The following is a 20,619-nucleotide window of genomic DNA, read 5'->3' as shown; positions in this document are numbered from 1 at the left end:
CAGACTACGCGCGTTGAACCTCACAGGTACTGAGCATCCGCCACTCAGCCGGCAGCACCCGCGTTTCCCCTGTCGCATTGACCGTCACCGCCTCGCGGATATCCGCCGACGATGCGCCAACCTGCAGCTCAAACTCGCCCGGCTCGACGATGCGTTTTCCGTCGCGACGGGTGAAGTTGAACATCTCAACCGGCAGCGTAAAGGTGAGCGTGGCGGTTTCTCCCGGCGAGAGCGTGACGCGCTGGAAGGCCTTCAGCTCCTGAAGCGGCCGCACCTGCGTGGCGACCTTATCCCTGACGTAAACCTGCACCACCTCGCTGCCGCTGCGCTCTCCGGTATTGGTGATATCCACGCTCAACCTCACCTCACCGTCGACCGGTACGCTGCTTTCGGCGACGCGGACAGCGCCCCAGCTAAACGTCGTCCAGCCGAGGCCGAAGCCAAACGGGTAACGTGAGCCGAAATGGAACGCAAACGGCGTGCCGCCGCTTTTGAGCTTGTGATTGTAGTAATACGGCATCGCACCGGCGCTTTTCGGTACGCTCACCACCAGACGACCCTGCGGCTCCGCACGCCCGGTTAACACGTCCGCAATCGCCCAGCCCCCTTCCTGCCCCGGCGCCCAGGCCATCATCAGCGCCGCGACCTTATCTTCCAGACCCTGCAGGTTGTATGGACGCCCCCCGGTCATCACCACAATCACCGGTTTACCGGTGGCGACCAGCGCTTCCAGCAGCTGTTGCTGTACGCCCGGCAGGTTCAGGGAATCGGTATCGGAACCTTCCCCCACGGTACCGCTCTGGAACAGCCCGGCGAGATCGCCCACGCAGGCCACCACCACGTCACTCTCCTGCGCGGCGTTCACGGCCTCGGGGATCGGGGCGGTACTTTGTGATACGGGCGACTGCTGCATCGGTTTGCCGCCGCTGTCGCCCGGAAAGACCGGCGCGCCCGCCATCCGTTTTTCGATGATGTGGCACCCTTTGGCATAGCGGACGTTCGATGCACCGAGATACTGCTCCAGCGCCGCGCGCGGGGTCGTGACCTGCGAGGTCTCTTCCACCATATCGCTGATGATCAAATGCACCGGGAAGCTGTAGCCGCTGAGTAACGCCAGCGGATCGTCTGCCGTCGGCCCCACTACCGCCACGCGGGGTTTGCCGCCGAGCGGTAAAATACCGTTGTTTTCCAGCAGCGTGATCGATTTCGTCGCCACCTCCCGCGCGGCCTGTCGAGTGATAGTATTTTGCAGGTCGATACCGTTTTCATCCGCGTACGGCTTTTCAAACAGGCCAAGGCGGAATTTTTCCGTCAGCGTACGCGCCACAATCTCATCGACCTTCGCCATAGAGATCAGCCCGCGCTCTACCGCTTCCGCCAGATGCCGCGCGCAGTCGTCTTTCGGCAGCTCGACGTCAAGCCCGGCGTTGAACGCCAGCGCGGCAGATTCGGCCGCGTCGTGGGAAATCCCGTGGTGCTGGTGCAGCAGGCTGACGCCGCCGTAGTCCGCAACAATAATCCCGTCGAACCCCCACTGCTCGCGCAGGACGGTGGTCAGCAGGAAGCTGTCGCTGTGCCCCGGCTGGTTATCAATATCGTGGTACGCGGGCATAACCGAACCGGCGTTTGCCAGCTTGACCGCCATTTCGAACGGCAGCAGGAAGGTGTCGTTCAGCTCGCTGAACCCCAGGTGGACCGGCGCATGGTTGCGCGCTCCTTCGCTGAACGAATGCCCCACGTAATGCTTGAGCGTCGCCAGCAGATCGCGCTTATCGCCCTGTAAGCCCTTCACGTAGGCGGTCGCCATTACGCCCACCAGCCAGGGATCTTCCCCGAAGGTCTCTTCCGTTCGCCCCCAGCGCACGTCGCGGGATACGTCCAGCACCGGCGCCAGCCCCTGCTGGCAGCCGACGGAGCGCGCCTCTTTGCCAATCTGCTCTGCCGCCCGCTGCACCAGCTCCGGATCCCAGGTCGAACCGTAGTTCAATGACGACGGGAACAGGGTGGCGTCTTTGCACAGCAGCCCCACCAGACACTCCTCGTGGAATAGCGCCGGAATGCCGAGCCGCGTCTCTTCCATCATCATGCGCTGCAGGCGGTTCGCCGCGCGCACGCCGGTCTTCGCGTCAACGATGTGGGTGCCCAGCGGCCGCGTGATCTGCCCGACGCCGAGCTTCAGCCGCTCGCTGAGCGCAGCCTGCTCGCTCACGCCGGCGAATTCGTCACTCAGATCGCTGCGCTCGCGATGGTTACCGTTTTCATCGAGGATCAGCCAGTACGCGTGCATCTGGGCGAACTTCTCTTCCGGGGTCATGCGCGCCAGTAAATCGGCGACGCGCTCGTGCACGGGACGTCCAGCGTCCTTATAGATAGCTGTCATGTTTTACTCCTGTAGTGCGGAAGGGGTTGCCGGGCTGAGCTGCCCCGCTTCGGGTCTGACTTCACGCTTGCTGGCCAGCTCCAGGGCGATGGAATCCACCAGCCGGCTGTTGAGTTTGTAGATGGCAAGCAGCGCGACCATGCAGAGGAACAGCGCGCACGGGATAAGGGTGAACAGCGCGTTGATGGTCGAGAGAACGCCTGGCGCCTGGGTTGCCTGGCCCGGGGCGTAATCCACCATGCCAAGCACCCAGCCGACGACCGCCCCGCCCAGCGCCAGGCCAAACTTGATGGCAAACAGCGCGGTGGAGAAGACCAGCCCGTCCAGACGACGGCCGCTGCGGTGCTCTTCGTAGTCGACCACATCGGAGAACATGGTCCACTGGAGCGGCGTGGTGAGGTTTTGAATAAAGCTAAAGACGATGTTAAGGCCAAAGATTAGCCACACCTGTGAAGGAGGCAGGAAGAAAATCAGCGCGCCGAAGATAACGAAGGAGATAATCGTCCACTGGTAGGCGCGCACGCGGTCAAATTTCCCCAGCAGCCGTTCAGATAATAATGCGCCGCTTAAGGAGGCCACCATGCCGGAAACAATAAAGGCAAAAACCAGATCCGGGCGCAGCAGCACATAGTTCACGTAATACATGGTGGCGGAACCGCGCGTCACCACCGCCGTTAACAGCAAAATATTAAACAGAAACACAATCCGCCACTGGCTGTTCCCGGCCAGCAGTTTTAAATCGGTAAGCATGGAGCCGGAGGTATCATTGCGCGGAGAATAACGCTCGCGGGTCATCAGGAAACAGCAGAAGAACAGCACAATTCCCAGCAGACCCATCAGGCTCATGGCATAGAAATAGCCTTTCTGCACGTTGCCCTGGCCTAACAGTGAGACCAGCGGCAGGGCAATAACCGTCACGATCAGCCCGCCGATAAACGACAGGCCAAAGCGCCACGACTGCAGAGAATGACGCTCGCGCGGGTCCAGCGTCAGCGCGCCGGGCATAGCGCAGTAAGGCACGTTAATCGCGGAGTAAATCAGGCTTAAAATCGCGTAGGTCACGCAGGCGTAAACGATTTTCGCCGTCGGCCCAACGTCCGGCACATAGAAGGTAATGAGGCAGCTCACGCCAAACGGGATGGCAAACCACAGCAGCCAGGGACGGAAACGTCCGTGACGCGTCCGGGTGCGGTCAACCAGTGCGCCAATGCACGGGTCGACAAACGCATCGACCACGCGCACCACTAAAAACATGGTGCCCATAATCGCGGCGGGCAGCCCAAATACGTCTGTATAAAAATAAGCGAGAAATAAGGTAGCCGTTTGCCAGACCAGCGCGCTGGCCATATCGCCTAAGCCATAACCTATTTTATCTTTGGTACGCAATACAGAGGAGAGAGTCATTGTTATTTGCCTTTTTATCAGGTTAAAACGTATTTCAACCAGTTGCGCATCTTCTTAAGGGAAATGCGCAGTAAGGCTCAAGTATTAGCAACGGTTTGCGCGCTAACAATTGTCTAAATTGACAGACAAATTATGATATTTGGTTTTTTACTTTATTTGTGATGGGGAGCAAATAAGAAATGAAATAAAAAAGGCGAGGAATAATATCCTCGCCTTTTCGGGTCAGCGTGGCGTTACTTGTTCAGTTCCGCCAGGCTCAGCCAGGTTTGCACCACGGTGTCCGGGTTCAGGGACAGGCTATCGATCCCCTCTTCCATCAGCCATGCGGCAAAGTCTTCATGGTCGGATGGGCCCTGACCGCAGATCCCGACGTATTTACCCTGCTTCTTCGCCGCGCGGATGGACATGGAGAGCAGCGCTTTCACCGCCTCGTTGCGCTCGTCGAACAGCTCGGAGACCACGCCGGAGTCGCGGTCCAGACCCAGCGTCAGCTGCGTCATGTCGTTCGAGCCGATAGAGAAGCCGTCGAAGTGCTCCAGGAACTGCTCGGCCAGCAGGGCGTTGGACGGGATTTCGCACATCATGATGATCTTCAGCCCGTTCTCGCCGCGCTTCAGACCCTGACGCGCCAGCTCGTCCACCACCGCTTTCGCCTGATCCACGGTACGCACGAACGGGATCATGATTTCGACGTTGGTCAGCCCCATGTCGTTGCGCACGCGTTTCACCGCCTCACACTCCAGCGCGAAGCAGTCGCGGAAGCTGTCGGACACGTAGCGTCCGGCCCCGCGGAAGCCCAGCATCGGGTTCTCTTCTTCCGGCTCGTAGCGCTCGCCGCCTACCAGGTTGGCGTATTCGTTAGACTTAAAGTCAGACAGACGCACGATCACGCGTTTTGGATAGAAGGCAGCACCCAGCGTCGCGATCCCTTCGGTCAGACGGCCGACGTAGAACTCTTTTGGTGAGTCGTAGCCTTTCATCATCTCGCGGATTTCGTTCTGCAGCTTCGGATCCTGGTCGTCAAACTCCAGCAGCGCGCGCGGGTGAACGCCGATCATACGGTTGATGATAAATTCCAGACGCGCCAGGCCAAGGCCTTCGTTCGGCAGGCAGGCGAAGTCAAACGCGCGGTCCGGGTTGCCGACGTTCATCATGATCTTCAGCGGCAGGTCCGGCATGGTATCCACGCTGGAGCTCTTCACGCTGAAGTCGAGGATATCGGCGTAGACGTAGCCGGTATCGCCTTCGGCACAGGAGACGGTCACGTTCTGCCCGTCCTTCATGCGCTCGGTGGCGTCACCGCAGCCGACAACCGCAGGAATACCCAGCTCGCGGGCAATGATCGCCGCGTGGCAGGTACGACCGCCGCGGTTGGTGACGATAGCCGCCGCTTTCTTCATGATCGGTTCCCAGTCCGGGTCGGTCATGTCGGTTACCAGCACGTCGCCTGGCTCAATACGGTTCATCTCGCTGATGTCGTGGATCACTTTGACCGGACCGGCACCGATGCGGTGACCGATGGCGCGGCCTTCTGCCACAATTTTACCCTGCGCGTGCAGCGTATAACGCTCCATCACCTGACCGCGCGAGCGGACGGTTTCCGGACGCGCCTGCACGATAAACAGCTTGCCGGTGTTACCGTCTTTTGCCCATTCGATGTCCATCGGACGGCCGTAGTGTTTTTCGATCTGCACCGCCTGCTTCGCCAGTTCCTGCACTTCGGCGTCGGTCAGGGAGAAGCGGTCGCGCTGCTCCTGCGGTACATCTTCAATTTTAACCTGCTTGCCATGCTCCTGGGTCGGGGCATAGATCATGCGGATTTTTTTCGAGCCCATGGTGCGGCGCACCACCGCCGGGCGGCCAGCGGCCAGCGTTGGCTTGTGGACGTAAAATTCGTCAGGGTTTACGGCGCCCTGCACCACCATCTCACCCAGACCCCACGCGGAGGTGATAAACACCACCTGGTCGAAGCCGGATTCAGTATCAATGGAGAACATCACGCCGGATGAGCCCACGTCCGAGCGCACCATGCGCTGCACGCCAGCGGAGAGCGCCACGCCGCGATGGTCGTAGCCCTGGTGCACGCGATAGGAGATGGCGCGATCGTTGAACAGGGAAGCAAACACGTGCTTCACCGCCACCAGCACCGCATCGTAACCCTGGACGTTCAGGAAGGTTTCCTGCTGCCCGGCGAACGAGGCGTCCGGCATATCTTCTGCGGTTGCAGAGGAACGCACGGCAAAGGAGGCCTGCGCATCGTCAGCAGAGAGCTGGTTGTACGCGTCGTGAATGGCTTTTTCCAGTTCCGGCTGGAAAGGTGTGTCGATGATCCACTGGCGGATCTGCGCCCCGGCTTTGGCAAGCTCGGTAACGTCATCAATATCCGTTTTATCCAGCAGGTCGTAAATGCGCTGGTTAACACCGCTCTGGTCTAAAAACAGGTTAAAGGCATCGGCGGTGGTGGCAAACCCGTTCGGTACGGAGACACCCATACCCGACAGATTTGTAATCATTTCACCCAGGGAGGCATTTTTGCCCCCAACTCTGTCTACATCATTCATGCCGAGTTGGTTATACCAAAGCACCAGCGGTGACGAGCCATTGTTGGACATCGAAACAATCCTTTTGTGATATTTGATCGGAGTAAGTAACACCTGACTACGTATTTATACTGGCATATTTATTTCCGCTAAAAAAACGGTGAATCGTGTAAGCAATTTAAAATTTCAACTTTTCGGATACTTTCCCATCAACGATTAACCCGATGATTCCTCTATATTCAGCCAGAAACCCCAAAAATAAAGTCGCTATTTGAAAAATGAAATCCACTTTTCAGGAAAATCAAAAACAGCGTTTCATTCATAATTAGGATAAGTTCTTTGCTGTGTAATTTACTTTTTTAATTTATGCTTTCAGACAATTAGGTCTGATATTCAGGGTGAGTAAAATGGATAGCGCTGTCGATCGCCACGTTTTTTATATTTCTGATGGTACGGCGATCACCGCCGAGGTGCTGGGCCACGCGGTGATGTCGCAGTTTCCCGTCTCGATTAACAGCATCACGCTGCCGTTTGTCGAAAACGAGAGCCGCGCCAAAGCGGTGAAGGACCAGATTGACGCCATCTACCAGCAGACCGGCGTCCGCCCGCTGGTGTTCTACTCTATCGTGATCCCCGAGATTCGCTCCATCATTCTGCAAAGTGAAGGCTTCTGCCAGGATATCGTGCAGGCGCTGGTGGCGCCGCTGCAGAGCGAGCTTAAGCTCGACCCGACCCCGATTGCCCACCGAACCCACGGGCTGAACCCCGGCAACCTGACCAAGTACGACGCGCGTATCGCCGCTATCGACTACACCCTGGCCCACGACGACGGTATTTCGCTGCGAAATCTCGACCAGGCGCAGGTGATCCTGCTTGGCGTGTCGCGCTGCGGCAAAACCCCGACCAGCCTTTATCTGGCGATGCAGTTTGGCATTCGCGCCGCAAACTACCCGTTTATCGCCGACGATATGGATAACCTGGTGCTGCCCGCCGCCCTTAAGCCGCTGCAGCACAAGCTGTTCGGCCTGACGATCAACCCTGAACGCCTTGCGGCCATCCGCGAGGAGCGTCGCGAGAACAGCCGCTACGCCTCCATGCGCCAGTGCCGGATGGAGGTCTCCGAAGTGGAAGCGCTGTACCGTAAAAATCAGATCCCGTGGCTGAACAGCACCAACTATTCGGTTGAAGAAATTGCCACCAAAATTCTCGACATCATGGGGCTTAATCGCCGCATGTACTAATATGCTAGTACATTAGCTCAGATTCAGGTATCATCACCTGCAACCACGGGGCGGTGTCGCCCCGAACTTGAAATCAGCAGGGATTGGTTTAAGGTGATGCCCATCACTTCCCGGTAGTCTGCCGATGAAGCAAAAATTTTCTGAGACATTCCATGAATAAAACCGATGAACTCCGCACTGCGCGCATTGACAGCCTGGTCACGCCGGCTGAACTGGCACAGCGGCATCCCGTTTCCGCCGCCGTCGCGGAACATGTGACGGCCTCCCGCCGCCGCATTGAAAAAATCCTGAACGGTGAAGACAAACGTCTTCTGGTGGTGATTGGGCCTTGCTCCATCCACGATCTGGATGCCGCGATGGATTATGCAAAACGACTCCAGGGACTGCGGGATAAGTACCAGCATCGCCTTGAGATCGTGATGCGCACCTACTTTGAAAAACCGCGCACCGTGGTGGGCTGGAAAGGCCTGATTTCCGATCCTGACCTCAACGGCAGCTATCGCGTTAACCACGGCATCGAGCTGGCGCGGAAGCTGCTTTTACAGGTCAACGAGCTGGGCGTTCCGACGGCGACCGAGTTTCTCGATATGGTGACCGGGCAGTTTATCGCCGATCTGATCAGCTGGGGCGCGATTGGCGCGCGCACCACCGAAAGCCAGATCCACCGTGAGATGGCCTCTGCCCTCTCCTGCCCGGTCGGCTTCAAAAACGGGACCGATGGCAACACCCGTATCGCGGTTGATGCCATCCGCGCTGCCCGTGCCAGCCACATGTTCCTGTCGCCGGACAAGAGCGGTCATATGACCATCTACCAGACCAGCGGTAACCCTTACGGGCATATCATTATGCGCGGCGGGAAGAAACCCAATTACCATGCCCAGGATATTGCGGCGGCCTGTGAAACGCTGGCCGAATTTGACCTGCCGGAACATCTGGTGGTGGATTTCAGCCACGGCAACTGCCAGAAGCAGCATCGCCGCCAGCTGGACGTCTGCGATGAGATCTGCCAGCAGATCCGCAGCGGCTCGACCGCCGTTGCAGGGATTATGGCTGAGAGCTTTATCAAAGAAGGCACGCAGAAAATCGTTGCCGGACAGCAGATGGTTTACGGCCAGTCGATCACCGACCCGTGCCTGAGCTGGGAAGACAGCGAACTGCTGCTGGAAAAGCTGGCAGCTGCGGTTGATTCTCGCTTCTGATGTTATTGTCGGGTGGCGCTGCGCTTACCCGACCTACGATTGTGCCCTTCTCCCTCTCCCTGTGGGAGAGGGTCGGAGTGAGGGCATCAGACCGCACCTCACCCCCAAATTTGATCCCCTCACCCTTTTTTCACAAAAATGCTTGCCGTCAATTTGCAGTTTATTGATAATGATTATCATTGTTACATTGATTGTTATTTATAAACATTATGTCACGTACGGATAACAGCGCGGCAACGCCAGCAAAAACACACACAGCGCCAGCCCCCGCCGAGCGTCGCATTGACAGCAAAACCCTCCTCGGCGATGAGGGACGGGTCATTATCGAGCATGACGGACAGCGCTATCTTCTGCGCCAGACCCATGCCGGAAAACTGATCCTCACAAAATAAACAACACCTAAAAATACGCCAGCCACCCAGGTTATCCCCAGGCAGCCAGCGCTTTTCACTTCTTATGGAGAGTTGCTATGCCACACCTGCCTTCCGCATCTTTACGTCCGTCACTTCTGGCGCTGGCGATTGCCAGTACCCTACCGGGCGTTGCGTTCGCCGCCACAGACGACATTACCGTCACCGCCACGGGCAACGCCCGCAGCACCTTTGAAGCGCCCATGATGGTAAGCGTAATTGACGCCAGCGCGCCGGAGAAACAGACCGCCAGCTCGGCGGCCGATCTGCTGCGTAACGTCCCCGGTCTGACGCTGGACGGCACTGGGCGCACTAACGGGCAGGACGTCAACCTGCGCGGCTATGACCGTCGCGGCGTGCTGGTGCTGGTTGACGGCGTGCGTCAGGGCACCGACACCGGTCACCTGAACAGCACCTTTCTCGATCCCGCGCTAATCAAACGTATCGAGGTGGTCCGCGGCCCGTCGGCCCTGCTGTACGGCAGCGGCGCGCTGGGCGGCGTGATCTCCTATGACACCGCCGATGCCAACGATCTGCTCGAACCGGGTAAAAACAGCGGCTACCGCGTGTTTGGAACGGGCGCAACGGGCGATCATAGCCTCGGGATGGGGGCCAGCGCCTACGGCCGCACCGATACGCTTGACGGTCTGGTCTCCTGGTCCAGCCGGGATCGCGGTGATGTCCGCCAGAGCGACGGTGCTACCGCGCCTAACGACGAATCCATCAACAACATGCTGGCGAAAGGCAGCTGGAAAATCGACCCCGCCCAGACCCTGAGCGGCTCCCTGCGCTACTACAACAACGCCGCTCAGGAGCCGAAAAACCCGCAAACCACCGGGGCGGACAGCAGTAACCCGATGACCGACCGCTCCACCATCCAGCGCGATGCGCAGGTTGGCTACCACATTTCACCGGAAGGGTACGACTGGCTGGACGCCGACGCGAAGGTCTACTGGTCCGAAGCGCGCATTAATGCCCAGAACGTCGACGGTAGCGGTGAGTTCCGCAAGCAGACCACCAAAGGCGGCAAGGTGGAAAACCGCACCCGTCTGTTCAGCGACACCTTTGCAGCACACCTTCTGACCTACGGCGGGGAATACTATCGTCAGGAGCAGCATCCGGGCGGGGCAACCACCGGCTTCCCGGACGCGAAAATCGACTTCAGCTCCGGCTGGCTGCAGGATGAGATCACCCTGCGCGATCTGCCTGTTACCCTGCTGGGCGGCACGCGCTATGACAGCTACCGCGGCAGCAGCGACAGCTACAAAGATGTGGATGCAGACAAGTGGTCATCCCGCGCCGGGTTAACCATCAGCCCAACCGACTGGCTGATGCTGTTTGGCTCTTACGCGCAAGCCTTCCGCGCGCCGACCATGGGCGAAATGTATAACGACGCCAAACACTTCTCCATTGGCCGCTTCTATACCAACTACTGGGTGCCAAACCCGAACCTGCGCCCGGAAACCAACGAAACGCAGGAGTTTGGTTTTGGCCTGCGCTTTGACAATCTGATGCTTGCCAACGATGCGCTGGAGTTTAAAGCCAGCTATTTCGACACCAAAGCCAAAGACTATATCTCCACCACCGTCGATTTTGCCGCCGCGACCACCATGTCGTACAACGTTCCGAACGCCAAAATCTGGGGTTGGGATACGATGGCAAAATACTCGGCCGATCTCTTCAGCCTCGATCTGGCCTACAACCGCACGCGCGGGAAAGACACCGATACGGGCGAGTACATCTCCAGCATTAACCCGGACACCGTCACCAGCAAGCTGGATATCCCGGTGGCGCAAAGCGGGTTCTCCGTCGGCTGGATCGGTACTTTTGTCGATCGCTCAACGCATATCAGCGGCAGCTACAGCAAGCAGCCGGGCTATGCGGTCAACGATTTCTACGTGAGCTACAAAGGCCAGGAGCGGCTCAAAGGCGTGACCACTACGCTGGTGCTGGGCAACGCCTTTGACAAAGCGTACTGGTCACCTCAGGGCATTCCGCAGGACGGTCGTAACGGCAAGATTTTCGTAAGCTATCAGTGGTAATTCCCTTCGGGGCAACTATTCAGAAGGAAGAGACAATGAATCACTACACGCGCTGGCTTGAGCTAAAAGAAGCCAATCCGGGTATGTACGCGCGCGACGTCGCGGGGTTAATGAACATCAGTGAAGCAGAGCTGACCTTTGCCCGCGTAGGTCACGACGCCTGGCGATTGCGCGGTGAAATCCGCGAGATCCTGGGCGCGCTGGAGGCGGTGGGCGAAACCAAATGTATCTGCCGCAACGAATACGCCGTACACGAGCAGGTCGGGAGATTTACCAACCAGCACCTGAACGGCCACGCCGGGCTGGTGCTGAACCCGCGCGCGCTGGATCTGCGCCTGTTCCTCAACCAGTGGTCGAGCGTGTTTCACATCAGTGAAGCCACCGCACGCGGCGAGCGGCAGAGCATTCAGTTCTTCGATCACCAGGGCGATGCCCTGCTGAAGGTCTACGCCACGGACAACACCGACGTTTCCGCCTGGGGCGACGTGCTGACCCGCTTTATCTTTGCCGACAACCCGCCGCTGGCGTTGAGGATAGCCGATGCTCCGGCTCATGCAGAAAACGCAAATGCCGCTCTCGTGGATAACGAGTGGCGCGCCATGACCGACGTTCATCAGTTCTTCAGCCTGCTCAAGCGCCATAACCTCAGCCGCCAGCAGGCGTTTCGCCTGGTGGGTGACGATCTGGCCTGCCGGGTAGAAAACACCGCGCTGGCGCAGCTCCTGGAGACGGCGCGTCGGGACGGTAACGAAATCATGGTCTTCGTCGGCAACCGCGGCTGCGTGCAGATCTTCACCGGCGCGGTGGAAAAGCTGGTGCCAATGAAAGGCTGGCTGAACGTCTTTAACCCAACCTTTACCCTGCATCTGCTTGAAGGATCCATTGCGGAAACGTGGGTCACGCGCAAGCCGACGGCTGACGGGCATGTCACCAGCCTGGAGCTGTTTGCCGCCGACGGAACGCAAATCGCCCAGCTGTACGGCCAACGTACGGAAGGCGAACCGGAGCAGAGCCAGTGGCGCAGCCAGATTGACGCCTTAACGGCGAAAGGGCTGGCCGCATGAAACGGTGGCTTGCCCTGCTTAGCGCCCTGCCCCTGCTGGCGTCTGCGGCGCCGCAGGAGAAAATCGTTACCCTCGGCGGCGACGTCACCGAGATTGTCTACGCTCTCGGCGCGGCGCCCTCGCTGGTGGCCCGCGACAGCACCAGCCAGTGGCCGCAGGCGGCGAATTCGCTGCCTGACGTGGGCTATCTGCGCCAGCTCAATGCGGAAGGGATCTTATCCATGCGCCCCACGCTGGTGCTGGCCAGCGCTCAGGCGCAGCCGTCTCTGGCGCTAAAGCAGGTTGAGCAAAGCCACGTCAGGGTGATCGCTGTTCCTGCCAGTAACGACCTGAACGTCATTGACGAAAAGGTGCGGATCGTCGCTGAAGCGACGCACCGCGAGGTCGAGGGGGAGGTCCTGCGCAGCACGCTGCGCCAGGCACTGTCGGCGCTTCCCGCGTCGCCGCTCAATAAGCGGGTACTGTTTATTCTCAACCACGGCGGGATGACCGCCATGGCCGCCGGACAACAGACCGGCGCGGATGCTGCCATTCGTGCGGCGGGGCTGCAGAACGCGATGCAGGGGTTTACCCGCTATCAGCCGCTGTCTCAGGAAGGCACGATAGCCAGCCAACCCGATCTGGTGGTGATTTCTCAGGACGGTCTCAACGCCCTGGGCGGTGAAGCGAATCTGTGGACGCTGCCCGGCCTGGCGCAAACCCCGGCGGGACGGAACAAGCAGGTACTGGCGATTGACGATATGGCGCTGCTGGGCTTCAGCGTGCGAACGCCGGAAGCCATCCAGCAGCTGCGTGCCAAAGCGGAGCTGCTGCCCTGATGTCCCGGCGGATCGCCTTATCGTTATGGATGCTGACCGCGATCCTGACCATCATGACGCTCGCAGCGACCGGGGTTGGGGCATTACACCTGCCGATCAGCCTGATGTGGAACGGGACCGACGAGGCGCTGCGTCAAATCTGGCTGACAATCCGCCTGCCTCGCGTGCTGCTGGCGCTGGCGATCGGCGGTTCACTGGCGCTGGCGGGTTGCGTGATGCAGGGGCTGTTTCGAAATCCGCTGGCGGACCCGGGACTGCTCGGCATCAGCAGCGGCGCGGCGCTCGCCGTTGCGCTGTGGGTGGTTCTTCCGCTCTCGCTGCCTGCACTGGTGATGCTGTATGCCCCGATGCTGGCGGCGTTTCTCGGCGCGCTGGCCGCCACCTTCGTGATTTTCCTGCTCAGCCGTCAGCGTGACGCTTCCCTGTCGCGCCTGCTGCTGGTGGGAATTGCTATCAACGCCCTGTGCGGCGCGGCCGTCGGGGTGCTGTCATGGCTCAGCAATGATTCCCAGCTTCGCCAGCTTTCGCTCTGGGGAATGGGCAGCCTCGGCCAGGCGCAGTGGTCAACGCTGCTGGTCGTCGCGTCGCTGATGGTTCCCACCGTGCTCGCGATCTGGCGTCTGGCAGGCGCCCTCAACCTGCTGCAGCTGGGCGACGAAGAGGCACATTACCTCGGCGTGGAGGTTGCCGCCGTGCAGCGGATCCTGCTGTTGTGCAGCGCCCTGCTGGTGGCCGCCGCCGTTGCGGTCAGCGGCGTGATCGGCTTTGTCGGCCTGGTGGTGCCGCATCTGGTGCGCATGTGGCTGGGAGCCGACCACCGGGCCGTGCTCCCCGGCTCGGTGCTGGCCGGCGCGTTGCTTCTGCTGGTTGCCGATACGCTGGCGCGCAGCCTGGTCGCACCGGCGGAAATGCCGGTCGGCTTACTGACCAGCCTTCTCGGCGCGCCGTGGTTTCTGTGGCTTATCTTTCGTCGCGGAGGTGCGCATGGCTGAACACTATTGTGCTGAAAACCTTGTTTTTCGCGCCGGACAACGCACGCTGATTGACGACGTGTCGCTGACCTTATCTCAGGGCGAGCTGGTGGCGCTGATTGGCCCCAACGGCGCCGGGAAATCAACGCTGTTGCGGCTGCTGACCGGATACCTTAAACCTGCGGGCGGACGGTGCAGCCTGGCGGGCACACCGCTTGCGGCCTGGCAGCCGAACAGGCTTTCCCGCTACCGGGCGGTAATGCGCCAGAACACGCAGCTCGGATTTGACTGGCCGGTTGAGGCGGTCGTCGGTATGGGGCGAGCGCCCTGGACCCGCACGCCTGAAGCGACGGTTATTGAGGAGGTCATGGCCGTCACCGGCTGTTTACCGCTGGCGGGCAGGCAGTTTGCCGCACTCTCCGGCGGCGAGCAGCAGCGCATCCAGCTCGCCCGCGCGCTGGCTCAGCTCTGGTGCGACGGCGCGCCGCGCGGCTGGCTGTTCCTTGATGAACCCACGTCTGCGATGGATCTCTATCACCAGCAGCATCTGCTGCGCCTGCTGAAATCCCTGACCCGTCGGGGTCATCTGCACGTTTGCGCGGTGCTGCACGACCTTAATCTGGCGGCGCTGTGGGCGGACCGCATCCTGCTGCTGCATGACGGCAGAATCGTGTCCCAGGGAGCACCGGAAACCGTTTTGCAGGCCGACGCGCTGGCGCGCTGGTACGGCGCGCAGGTTATCGTCGGCAGGCATCCGGCTCACGCCGCGCCGCAGGTGTTTCTCGCCCCCTGATTGGGCTGGTAAAAATCTTTCAGCGTTTCCAGCAGGGCATGCGCCGCCTTAGAGAGCTGCGTGTGTCCTGGATGGATCGCTCCAATACACTTTTCAATGGGCGGGTTATCCAGCGGAATACAGACCGCGCCCAGCGCCGTCATCTGCGCCTCGCAGAGCGCCGGAACGGCGCTGCCGCCCAGCCCGCTCGCGACCATTCGCCCGACCGTCACCAGCTGATGACTCTCCAGCGCCACGTCCAGCTTTCTGCCGCTTCGCGCCAGCTCCTCCTCCATCATCAGACGTACCGCCGAAGGGCGCTGCAGGGTGATGAAATCCAGCGTCAGCAGCTCTTCCCATGACAGGCGCTTCTTGCCTGCCAGCGAGGAATCTTTCGGCACAATGGCCACAAACCTGTCGAGGCCCAGCGGGGTAAACAGCAGGTTATGCGTTGGCGCGGGCTCAAAGGCGATGCCCATCTCGACCCGCCCTTCCCGCACCATCTCTATCACCTGCTCGTTAATGACATCATGCACGGTGACGTTGATCCCGGCATGGCGATCGCGAAACGCTTTTAGCACCTCGGGCAGGACATTCGCGGCAAACGACGGCATGGCCGCAACCGAAATTTTACCGCGCTGCAGGGTAAAGCACTGGTGCATCGCCTCTTCGACGTTATCCCAGTCGGCAAGCAGCTGGCGCGCCATCGGCAAAAACGTCTCTCCCTCCTGCGTCAGCGCGACCTTGCGCGTGCTCCGCTGCAGCAGCGGTCCTCCGAGCGCATCCTCCAGCGCTTTAATCGTCAGGCTCAGGGCCGGCTGGGAAAGATTCAGCCGTTCGCTTGCGTGCGCGAAATTGAGAGTGTGAGCTACCGCTAAAAACGCGCGTAACTGTTTGACACTCATTCTCATTTTTCATCCTGTTAACTAATTGAAAAAATTTAGTTAACAGGAAATTAATAAAAAAACCAAATGAGTGGGTCACAAATTCAAAATTAACAAATGAGTCGCCGCCCCTAATGATACCGGCACGGATAACGGGAGGGATGACTATGGCGGGACTGGATAAGCGCGTCGGCAGCTATGCGCGGGCGCTGGATGGGCTGACGGACGGAATGACCTTGCTGGCGGGCGGCTTCGGCCTGTGCGGGATTCCGGAGAACCTGATTGCAGAGGTCAGACGCCGTCAGGTGAAAGATCTGACGGTGGTATCAAACAACTGCGGCGTGGACGGTTTCGGTCTCGGGATACTGCTCGAAACGCGGCAGGTTCGCAAAGTGGTGGCCTCTTACGTCGGCGAGAACGCCCTGTTCGAACAGCAGGTGCTGAGCGGCGAACTGGAGATTGAACTCACGCCTCAGGGCACGCTGGCGGAAAAGGTGCGCGCGGGCGGCGCGGGCATTCCGGCATTTTACACGGCCACCGGCTACGGCACGCCCGTGGCTACCGGCAAAGACGTGCGCCAGTTTGCGGGGAAGCACTACATCCTTGAAGAGGCCATTACCGGCGATTTCGCGCTCATTAAGGGCTGGAAAGCGGACTGGTACGGCAACGTTGTCTATCGGCATACCGCGCAAAATTTTAATCCGCTGATGGCAACGGCGGGCCGGATAACGGTCGTTGAGGTGGAAGAGATTGTTGCACCGGGCGAGCTGCCCCCGTCGGCCATTCATACCCCGGGAATTTACGTCGACAGGCTGATTGTCGGCCAGTTTGAAAAACGCATTGAACAGCGCACCCTGCGCGCGGAAGGAGTCTGACGATGTTAACCCGTGAACAGATGGCCATGCGCGTCGCCCGCGAGCTGCGCGACGGGTATTACGTCAACCTGGGGATCGGTATTCCTACCCTGGTGGCGAACTACATTCCGGACGGAATGGACGTGATGCTCCAGTCGGAAAACGGGCTGCTGGGGATGGGGGCTTTTCCTGACGAGCAGAGCCTTGACGCTGACATGATCAACGCCGGTAAACAGACCGTGACCGCGCGCACCGGCGCGGCCATTTTCGACTCGGCCCAGTCGTTTGCCATGATCCGCGGCGGTCATGTAGATCTGACCGTGCTGGGCGCGTTTGAAGTGGACGTCGAGGGCAATATCGCCTCGTGGATGATCCCCGGAAAGATGGTGAAGGGCATGGGCGGCGCAATGGATCTCGTCGCAGGGGCGCAGAACATCATTGTGGTGATGACCCACGCCTCGAAAAGCGGTGAGTCTAAGCTGCTGCCGCGCTGCACGCTGCCGCTCACGGGCGCGGGCTGTATCCGTCGGGTCTTGACCGACCTCGCGTTGCTGGAGATCGAGGACGGCGCGTTCATCCTGCGGGAATACGCCCCCGGCGTCAGCATCGACGAAATTGCGGCTAAGACAGCCGGGAAAATGATTGTGGCGGACGACGTTCGCGAGATGCGCTTCAACTGAGGACTCACGATGAAAGAAGTCATGATTGTCGGGGCAACGCGAACCCCCATTGGCAGTTTTCGCGGCTCGCTATCGTCCCTTTCAGCGGTTGAGCTGGGGGCCGTCGCGGTGCGGCACCTGCTGGAGAACAGCAATCTTCTCGAAGAACAGGTAGATGAACTGATTTTCGGACAGGTGCTGACGGCGGGATGCGGGCAAAACCCCGCGCGTCAGACGGCCATCGCCGCCGGATTACCCGTCAGCACGCCGGCGACAACGGTCAACCTGGTGTGCGGCGCGGGCCTAAAAGCGGTGCAGCTCGCCGCGCAGGCGATCCGCTGCGGCGACGCGGACGTGGCTATCGCTGGCGGTCAGGAGAGCATGAGCAACGCTCCCTATCTGCTGGACGGCGCGCGTTCAGGGCTCCGTTTTGGCCATACGGGCCTGCAGGACAGCATGATTACCGACGGCCTGTGGGACGCGTTCAACGATTACCACATGGGGATTACCGCTGAAAACGTCGCCCGGGAGAATGCCATTTCCCGCGAGCAGCAGGACGCCTTCGCTGCCCGGTCGCAGCACAAAGCGGCCTCCGCCATCGAAGCGGGTCGCTTTGACGCCGAGATAGCGCCGGTGACGGTGAAACAGGGCAAAAAACCGCCGCTTATCGTCCGCCGTGACGAACAGCCCCGGCCAGGCACCACCGCTGAGCAGCTGGCGCAGCTGCGCCCCGCCTTTTTGCAGGCGGAAGGCACGGTCACGGCCGGAAATGCGTCGACGCTCAACGACGGTGCCGCCGCGGTGCTGCTGATGAGCGGCGAAAAGGCGCGGGAGAGCGGTTTGCCGATCCTCGGTCGCATCGTGAGCTACGCCGTGACGGGCGTTGACCCGTCGGTAATGGGCATCGGTCCGGTCAGCGCCTGCCGGACGGCGCTGGCGAGGGTGGGCTGGACGCTCGATGACGTGGATCTCATTGAAGCCAATGAAGCCTTTGCCGCCCAGGCGCTGGCGGTAGGCAAGCAGCTCGGCTGGGATGAGCGCAGGGTGAACGTTAACGGCGGCGCTATCGCCCTGGGTCATCCGATTGGCGCCTCCGGCTGCCGCATCCTCGTGACGCTGCTGTACGAAATGCAGCGCCGTGACGTCAAAAAAGGGCTCGTCACCCTGTGCGTGGGCGGCGGGCAAGGCATTGCTCTGACCGTCGAGCGTTAAGCATCTCGTTGGTACCCGAATAATAACTAAAGTGAGGAGTCGTAATGAGCGTGTTAATTGCCCTGGCGGCGCTGGCGCTGCTGATGCTGGCGGCCTATCGCGGATACAGCGTTATTTTGTTTGCGCCGATTGCGGCGCTCGGCGCCGTGCTGCTGACCGATCCGGGTGCCGTCGGCCCGACGTTTACCGGCCTGTTTATGGAAAAGATGGTGGGCTTCGTCAAGCTCTACTTCCCGGTGTTCCTGCTGGGGGCCGTTTTCGGCAAGCTGATTGAGCTTTCCGGTTTCTCACGATCCATCGTCGCGGCCGCGATTCAGATCCTCGGTCGTCGCCACGCTATTCCGGTGATCGTCCTGGTGTGCGCGCTGTTAACCTACGGCGGCGTGTCGCTGTTCGTGGTGGCGTTTGCGGTGTATCCGTTTGCCGCGGAACTGTTCCGCCAGAGCGGCATCCCCAAGCGGCTGATCCCGGCCACCGTGGCGCTGGGGGCATTTTCGTTTACCATGGACGCCCTGCCCGGCACGCCGCAGATCCAGAATATCATCCCCACCAGCTTCTTTGGCACGAACGCCTGGGCCGCGCCGTGGCTGGGGCTTATCGGCTCTCTGTTTATTATCGTCTTTGGCCTGCTCTGGCTGGAGCGCCAGCGTCGTAAGGCGTTCAATAACAACGAGGGCTACGGCACGGATCTGAAAAATGAACCCGAGACGCCGGATAACATTAACCTTCCGCACCCGCTGATTGCTATCTCCCCGCTGCTTGTGGTGGGCATACTGAACCTGCTGTTTACCCGCTGGATCCCCGGCTGGTACGGCACGACCCACGAGCTTACTCTGCCCGGCCTGGCGAAACCGATTGTGACCGAGGTGGGCAAGATCACCGCCATCTGGGCCGTCGAGGCTGCGCTGATCTCCGGTATCGTGCTGGTGCTGATTTTTGGCTTTCGCAATATTCGGGGGCGTCTGGCTGAAGGCAGCCGGACCGCGGTGAGCGGTGCCATTCTGGCGGCGATGAATACCGCCTCGGAATACGGTTTCGGCGCGGTGATCGCCGCCCTGCCCGGGTTCCTGGTGTTATCCAAAGCGCTGGCGGCCATCCCCAATCCGCTGCTGAATGAGGCCATCAGCGTGACGGTGCTTGCGGGGATCACCGGCTCGGCGTCCGGCGGGATGAGTATTGCCCTCGCCGCCATGTCCGATTCGTTTGTCGCCGCCGCCCACGCCGCCAATATCCCGCTTGAGGTGCTGCACCGCGTGGCCTCGATGGCGAGCGGCGGGATGGATACGCTGCCCCATAACGGCGCGGTGATTACTCTGCTGGCGATTACCGGCCTGAGCCATCGTCAGGCCTACGGCGGCATTTTCGCTATCACCCTCATTAAAAGTCTGGCAGTGCTTTTTGTCATTGCCGTGTTCTATCTGACCGGCATTGTGTAAGGAGAGAAAGATGAATCTGAACGGTAAGACCGCGCTGGTGACGGGCTCGACCAGCGGCATTGGACTTGGGATCGCCCGCGTACTGGCGAAGGCCGGGGCGCAGCTGATCCTCAACGGTTTCGGCGACAGCGAATCAGCAAGAGAAGAGATTGCGCAACTGGGCAAAAAGCCGGGCTATCACGATGCGGACCTGCGTGACGTGCTGCAAATTGAAGCCATGATGCGCTACGCCGAATCGCAATTCAGCGGCGTGGACATTCTTGTCAACAACGCCGGGATACAGCATGTCGCCCCGGTTGACGCGTTTCCGGTGGAGAAATGGAACGACATTATCGCCATTAATCTCTCCTCGGTATTTCACACCAGCCGGCTGGCGCTGCCCGCCATGCGCGAGAAAAACTGGGGGCGCATCATTAATATCGCCTCCGTTCACGGGCTGGTCGCGTCAAAAGAGAAGTCAGCCTACGTGGCCGCCAAGCATGGCGTAGTGGGCTTTACGAAATCGCTGGCGCTGGAAACCGCCCGCACCGGTATTACCGCCAACACCATCTGCCCCGGCTGGGTACTGACGCCGCTGGTGCAACAGCAAATCGACCAGCGTATCGCTGAGGGCGTCCCGCCGGAGCAGGCTCGCGATCGGCTTCTCGCAGAGAAACAGCCTTCGGGCGAGTTTGTCACCCCGGAGCAGCTGGGTGAACTGGCGCTGTTTTTGTGCAGCGAGGGCGCCGTGAAC

17 protein-coding genes are annotated in these 20,619 nt (G+C 60.2%); 13 read left to right on the top strand and 4 right to left on the bottom strand.

The window, feature by feature from the left end:
• Window positions 1–4: 4 nt before the first annotated feature.
• The 3 genes from SPH27_RS00085 to ppsA all read right to left on the bottom strand — a co-directional run bounded on the left by SPH27_RS00085 (window position 5) and on the right by ppsA (window position 6,396).
• Window positions 5–2,380, bottom strand: a complete 2,376-nt coding sequence (locus SPH27_RS00085; protein WP_182071172.1) for a glycoside hydrolase family 3 N-terminal domain-containing protein — start codon at window positions 2,378–2,380, stop codon at window positions 5–7.
• 3 nt (window positions 2,381–2,383) lie between these two features.
• Complete coding sequence (locus SPH27_RS00080; protein WP_182071171.1) at window positions 2,384–3,784, bottom strand: MFS transporter; 1,401 nt, start codon at window positions 3,782–3,784, stop codon at window positions 2,384–2,386.
• Between the two features lie 233 nt (window positions 3,785–4,017).
• Window positions 4,018–6,396 carry a phosphoenolpyruvate synthase gene (ppsA, locus tag SPH27_RS00075; protein ID WP_182071170.1) on the bottom strand — a complete coding sequence of 793 codons (2,379 nt, stop codon included), beginning with the start codon at window positions 6,394–6,396 and terminating at the stop codon, window positions 4,018–4,020.
• A gap of 335 nt (window positions 6,397–6,731) precedes the next feature.
• Here ppsA and SPH27_RS00070 point away from each other — a divergent pair, with 335 nt between their 5' ends.
• From SPH27_RS00070 to SPH27_RS00035, 8 genes are all read left to right on the top strand, one after another.
• Entirely contained in the window at window positions 6,732–7,565 is an 834-nt protein-coding gene (locus SPH27_RS00070) for a pyruvate, water dikinase regulatory protein (protein ID WP_023311315.1), read from the top strand.
• A gap of 152 nt (window positions 7,566–7,717) precedes the next feature.
• Complete coding sequence (gene aroH / locus SPH27_RS00065) at window positions 7,718–8,764, top strand: 3-deoxy-7-phosphoheptulonate synthase AroH (protein WP_033145292.1); 1,047 nt, start codon at window positions 7,718–7,720, stop codon at window positions 8,762–8,764.
• Window positions 8,765–8,973: 209 nt separating this feature from the next.
• Window positions 8,974–9,156, top strand: coding sequence for a hemin uptake protein HemP (gene hemP, locus SPH27_RS00060; RefSeq protein WP_032638304.1), 183 nt, complete (start codon window positions 8,974–8,976; stop codon window positions 9,154–9,156).
• Window positions 9,157–9,233: 77 nt separating this feature from the next.
• On the top strand, window positions 9,234–11,216 hold the full coding sequence (locus SPH27_RS00055; RefSeq protein WP_182071169.1) for a TonB-dependent hemoglobin/transferrin/lactoferrin family receptor: 1,983 nt from the start codon (window positions 9,234–9,236) through the stop codon (window positions 11,214–11,216).
• Window positions 11,217–11,251: 35 nt separating this feature from the next.
• Window positions 11,252–12,280, top strand: coding sequence for a hematinate-forming heme oxygenase ChuS (gene chuS, locus SPH27_RS00050; RefSeq protein WP_048977414.1), 1,029 nt, complete (start codon window positions 11,252–11,254; stop codon window positions 12,278–12,280).
• Window positions 12,277–13,098 (top strand): heme/hemin ABC transporter substrate-binding protein, encoded by an 822-nt coding sequence (locus SPH27_RS00045; protein ID WP_033145289.1) that lies wholly within the window; start codon window positions 12,277–12,279, stop codon window positions 13,096–13,098. Before chuS ends, SPH27_RS00045 begins: the two co-directional genes overlap by 4 nt.
• The gene (locus SPH27_RS00040) at window positions 13,098–14,090 is read left to right on the top strand and encodes a FecCD family ABC transporter permease (RefSeq protein ID WP_047061637.1); all 993 of its coding nucleotides are present in this window, start codon (window positions 13,098–13,100) and stop codon (window positions 14,088–14,090) included. Before SPH27_RS00045 ends, SPH27_RS00040 begins: the two co-directional genes overlap by 1 nt.
• Window positions 14,083–14,862, top strand: a complete 780-nt coding sequence (locus SPH27_RS00035) for a heme ABC transporter ATP-binding protein (RefSeq protein ID WP_048979473.1) — start codon at window positions 14,083–14,085, stop codon at window positions 14,860–14,862. Before SPH27_RS00040 ends, SPH27_RS00035 begins: the two co-directional genes overlap by 8 nt.
• Here the strand turns inward: SPH27_RS00035 and SPH27_RS00030 are convergent.
• Entirely contained in the window at window positions 14,829–15,752 is a 924-nt protein-coding gene (locus SPH27_RS00030; RefSeq protein ID WP_033145286.1) for a LysR family transcriptional regulator, read from the bottom strand. The genes SPH27_RS00035 and SPH27_RS00030 overlap by 34 nt on opposite strands.
• 140 nt (window positions 15,753–15,892) lie before the next feature.
• Here SPH27_RS00030 and SPH27_RS00025 point away from each other — a divergent pair, with 140 nt between their 5' ends.
• From SPH27_RS00025 to SPH27_RS00005, 5 genes are all read left to right on the top strand, one after another.
• Entirely contained in the window at window positions 15,893–16,600 is a 708-nt protein-coding gene (locus SPH27_RS00025) for a CoA transferase subunit A (protein WP_182071168.1), read from the top strand.
• 2 nt (window positions 16,601–16,602) lie between these two features.
• Complete coding sequence (locus tag SPH27_RS00020) at window positions 16,603–17,259, top strand: CoA transferase subunit B (protein ID WP_029740425.1); 657 nt, start codon at window positions 16,603–16,605, stop codon at window positions 17,257–17,259.
• Between the two features lie 9 nt (window positions 17,260–17,268).
• Window positions 17,269–18,450 (top strand): acetyl-CoA C-acetyltransferase, encoded by a 1,182-nt coding sequence (locus SPH27_RS00015; protein WP_182071167.1) that lies wholly within the window; start codon window positions 17,269–17,271, stop codon window positions 18,448–18,450.
• Between the two features lie 44 nt (window positions 18,451–18,494).
• Window positions 18,495–19,886, top strand: coding sequence for a GntP family permease (locus SPH27_RS00010; protein ID WP_039262085.1), 1,392 nt, complete (start codon window positions 18,495–18,497; stop codon window positions 19,884–19,886).
• A 10-nt stretch (window positions 19,887–19,896) separates the two neighbouring features.
• Window positions 19,897–20,619: 3-hydroxybutyrate dehydrogenase (locus tag SPH27_RS00005; RefSeq protein WP_322435567.1), on the top strand; the 723-nt coding region annotated here is incomplete at its 3' end.

This window comes from Enterobacter sp. A103 (genome assembly GCF_034427535.1).
In the GTDB taxonomy this organism is placed as follows: domain Bacteria; phylum Pseudomonadota; class Gammaproteobacteria; order Enterobacterales; family Enterobacteriaceae; genus Enterobacter; species Enterobacter asburiae_B.
The sequence above is the reverse complement of the archived record's forward strand: the minus strand, read 5'-3'. Positions and strand labels throughout refer to the sequence as shown.

Excerpts from the sequence above, each read along its gene's own strand:
- SPH27_RS00085 (WP_182071172.1), bottom strand. The coding sequence starts at position 2,380 with ATGACAGCTATCTATAAGGACGCTGGACGTCCCGTGCACGAGCGCGTC.
- SPH27_RS00080 (WP_182071171.1), bottom strand. The coding sequence starts at position 3,784 with ATGACTCTCTCCTCTGTATTGCGTACCAAAGATAAAATAGGTTATGGC.
- ppsA (WP_182071170.1), bottom strand. The coding sequence starts at position 6,396 with ATGTCCAACAATGGCTCGTCACCGCTGGTGCTTTGGTATAACCAACTC.
- SPH27_RS00070 (WP_023311315.1), top strand. The coding sequence starts at position 6,732 with ATGGATAGCGCTGTCGATCGCCACGTTTTTTATATTTCTGATGGTACG.
- aroH (WP_033145292.1), top strand. The coding sequence starts at position 7,718 with ATGAATAAAACCGATGAACTCCGCACTGCGCGCATTGACAGCCTGGTC.
- hemP (WP_032638304.1), top strand. The coding sequence starts at position 8,974 with ATGTCACGTACGGATAACAGCGCGGCAACGCCAGCAAAAACACACACA.
- SPH27_RS00055 (WP_182071169.1), top strand. The coding sequence starts at position 9,234 with ATGCCACACCTGCCTTCCGCATCTTTACGTCCGTCACTTCTGGCGCTG.
- chuS (WP_048977414.1), top strand. The coding sequence starts at position 11,252 with ATGAATCACTACACGCGCTGGCTTGAGCTAAAAGAAGCCAATCCGGGT.
- SPH27_RS00045 (WP_033145289.1), top strand. The coding sequence starts at position 12,277 with ATGAAACGGTGGCTTGCCCTGCTTAGCGCCCTGCCCCTGCTGGCGTCT.
- SPH27_RS00040 (WP_047061637.1), top strand. The coding sequence starts at position 13,098 with ATGTCCCGGCGGATCGCCTTATCGTTATGGATGCTGACCGCGATCCTG.
- SPH27_RS00035 (WP_048979473.1), top strand. The coding sequence starts at position 14,083 with ATGGCTGAACACTATTGTGCTGAAAACCTTGTTTTTCGCGCCGGACAA.
- SPH27_RS00030 (WP_033145286.1), bottom strand. The coding sequence starts at position 15,752 with ATGAGAATGAGTGTCAAACAGTTACGCGCGTTTTTAGCGGTAGCTCAC.
- SPH27_RS00025 (WP_182071168.1), top strand. The coding sequence starts at position 15,893 with ATGGCGGGACTGGATAAGCGCGTCGGCAGCTATGCGCGGGCGCTGGAT.
- SPH27_RS00020 (WP_029740425.1), top strand. The coding sequence starts at position 16,603 with ATGTTAACCCGTGAACAGATGGCCATGCGCGTCGCCCGCGAGCTGCGC.
- SPH27_RS00015 (WP_182071167.1), top strand. The coding sequence starts at position 17,269 with ATGAAAGAAGTCATGATTGTCGGGGCAACGCGAACCCCCATTGGCAGT.
- SPH27_RS00010 (WP_039262085.1), top strand. The coding sequence starts at position 18,495 with ATGAGCGTGTTAATTGCCCTGGCGGCGCTGGCGCTGCTGATGCTGGCG.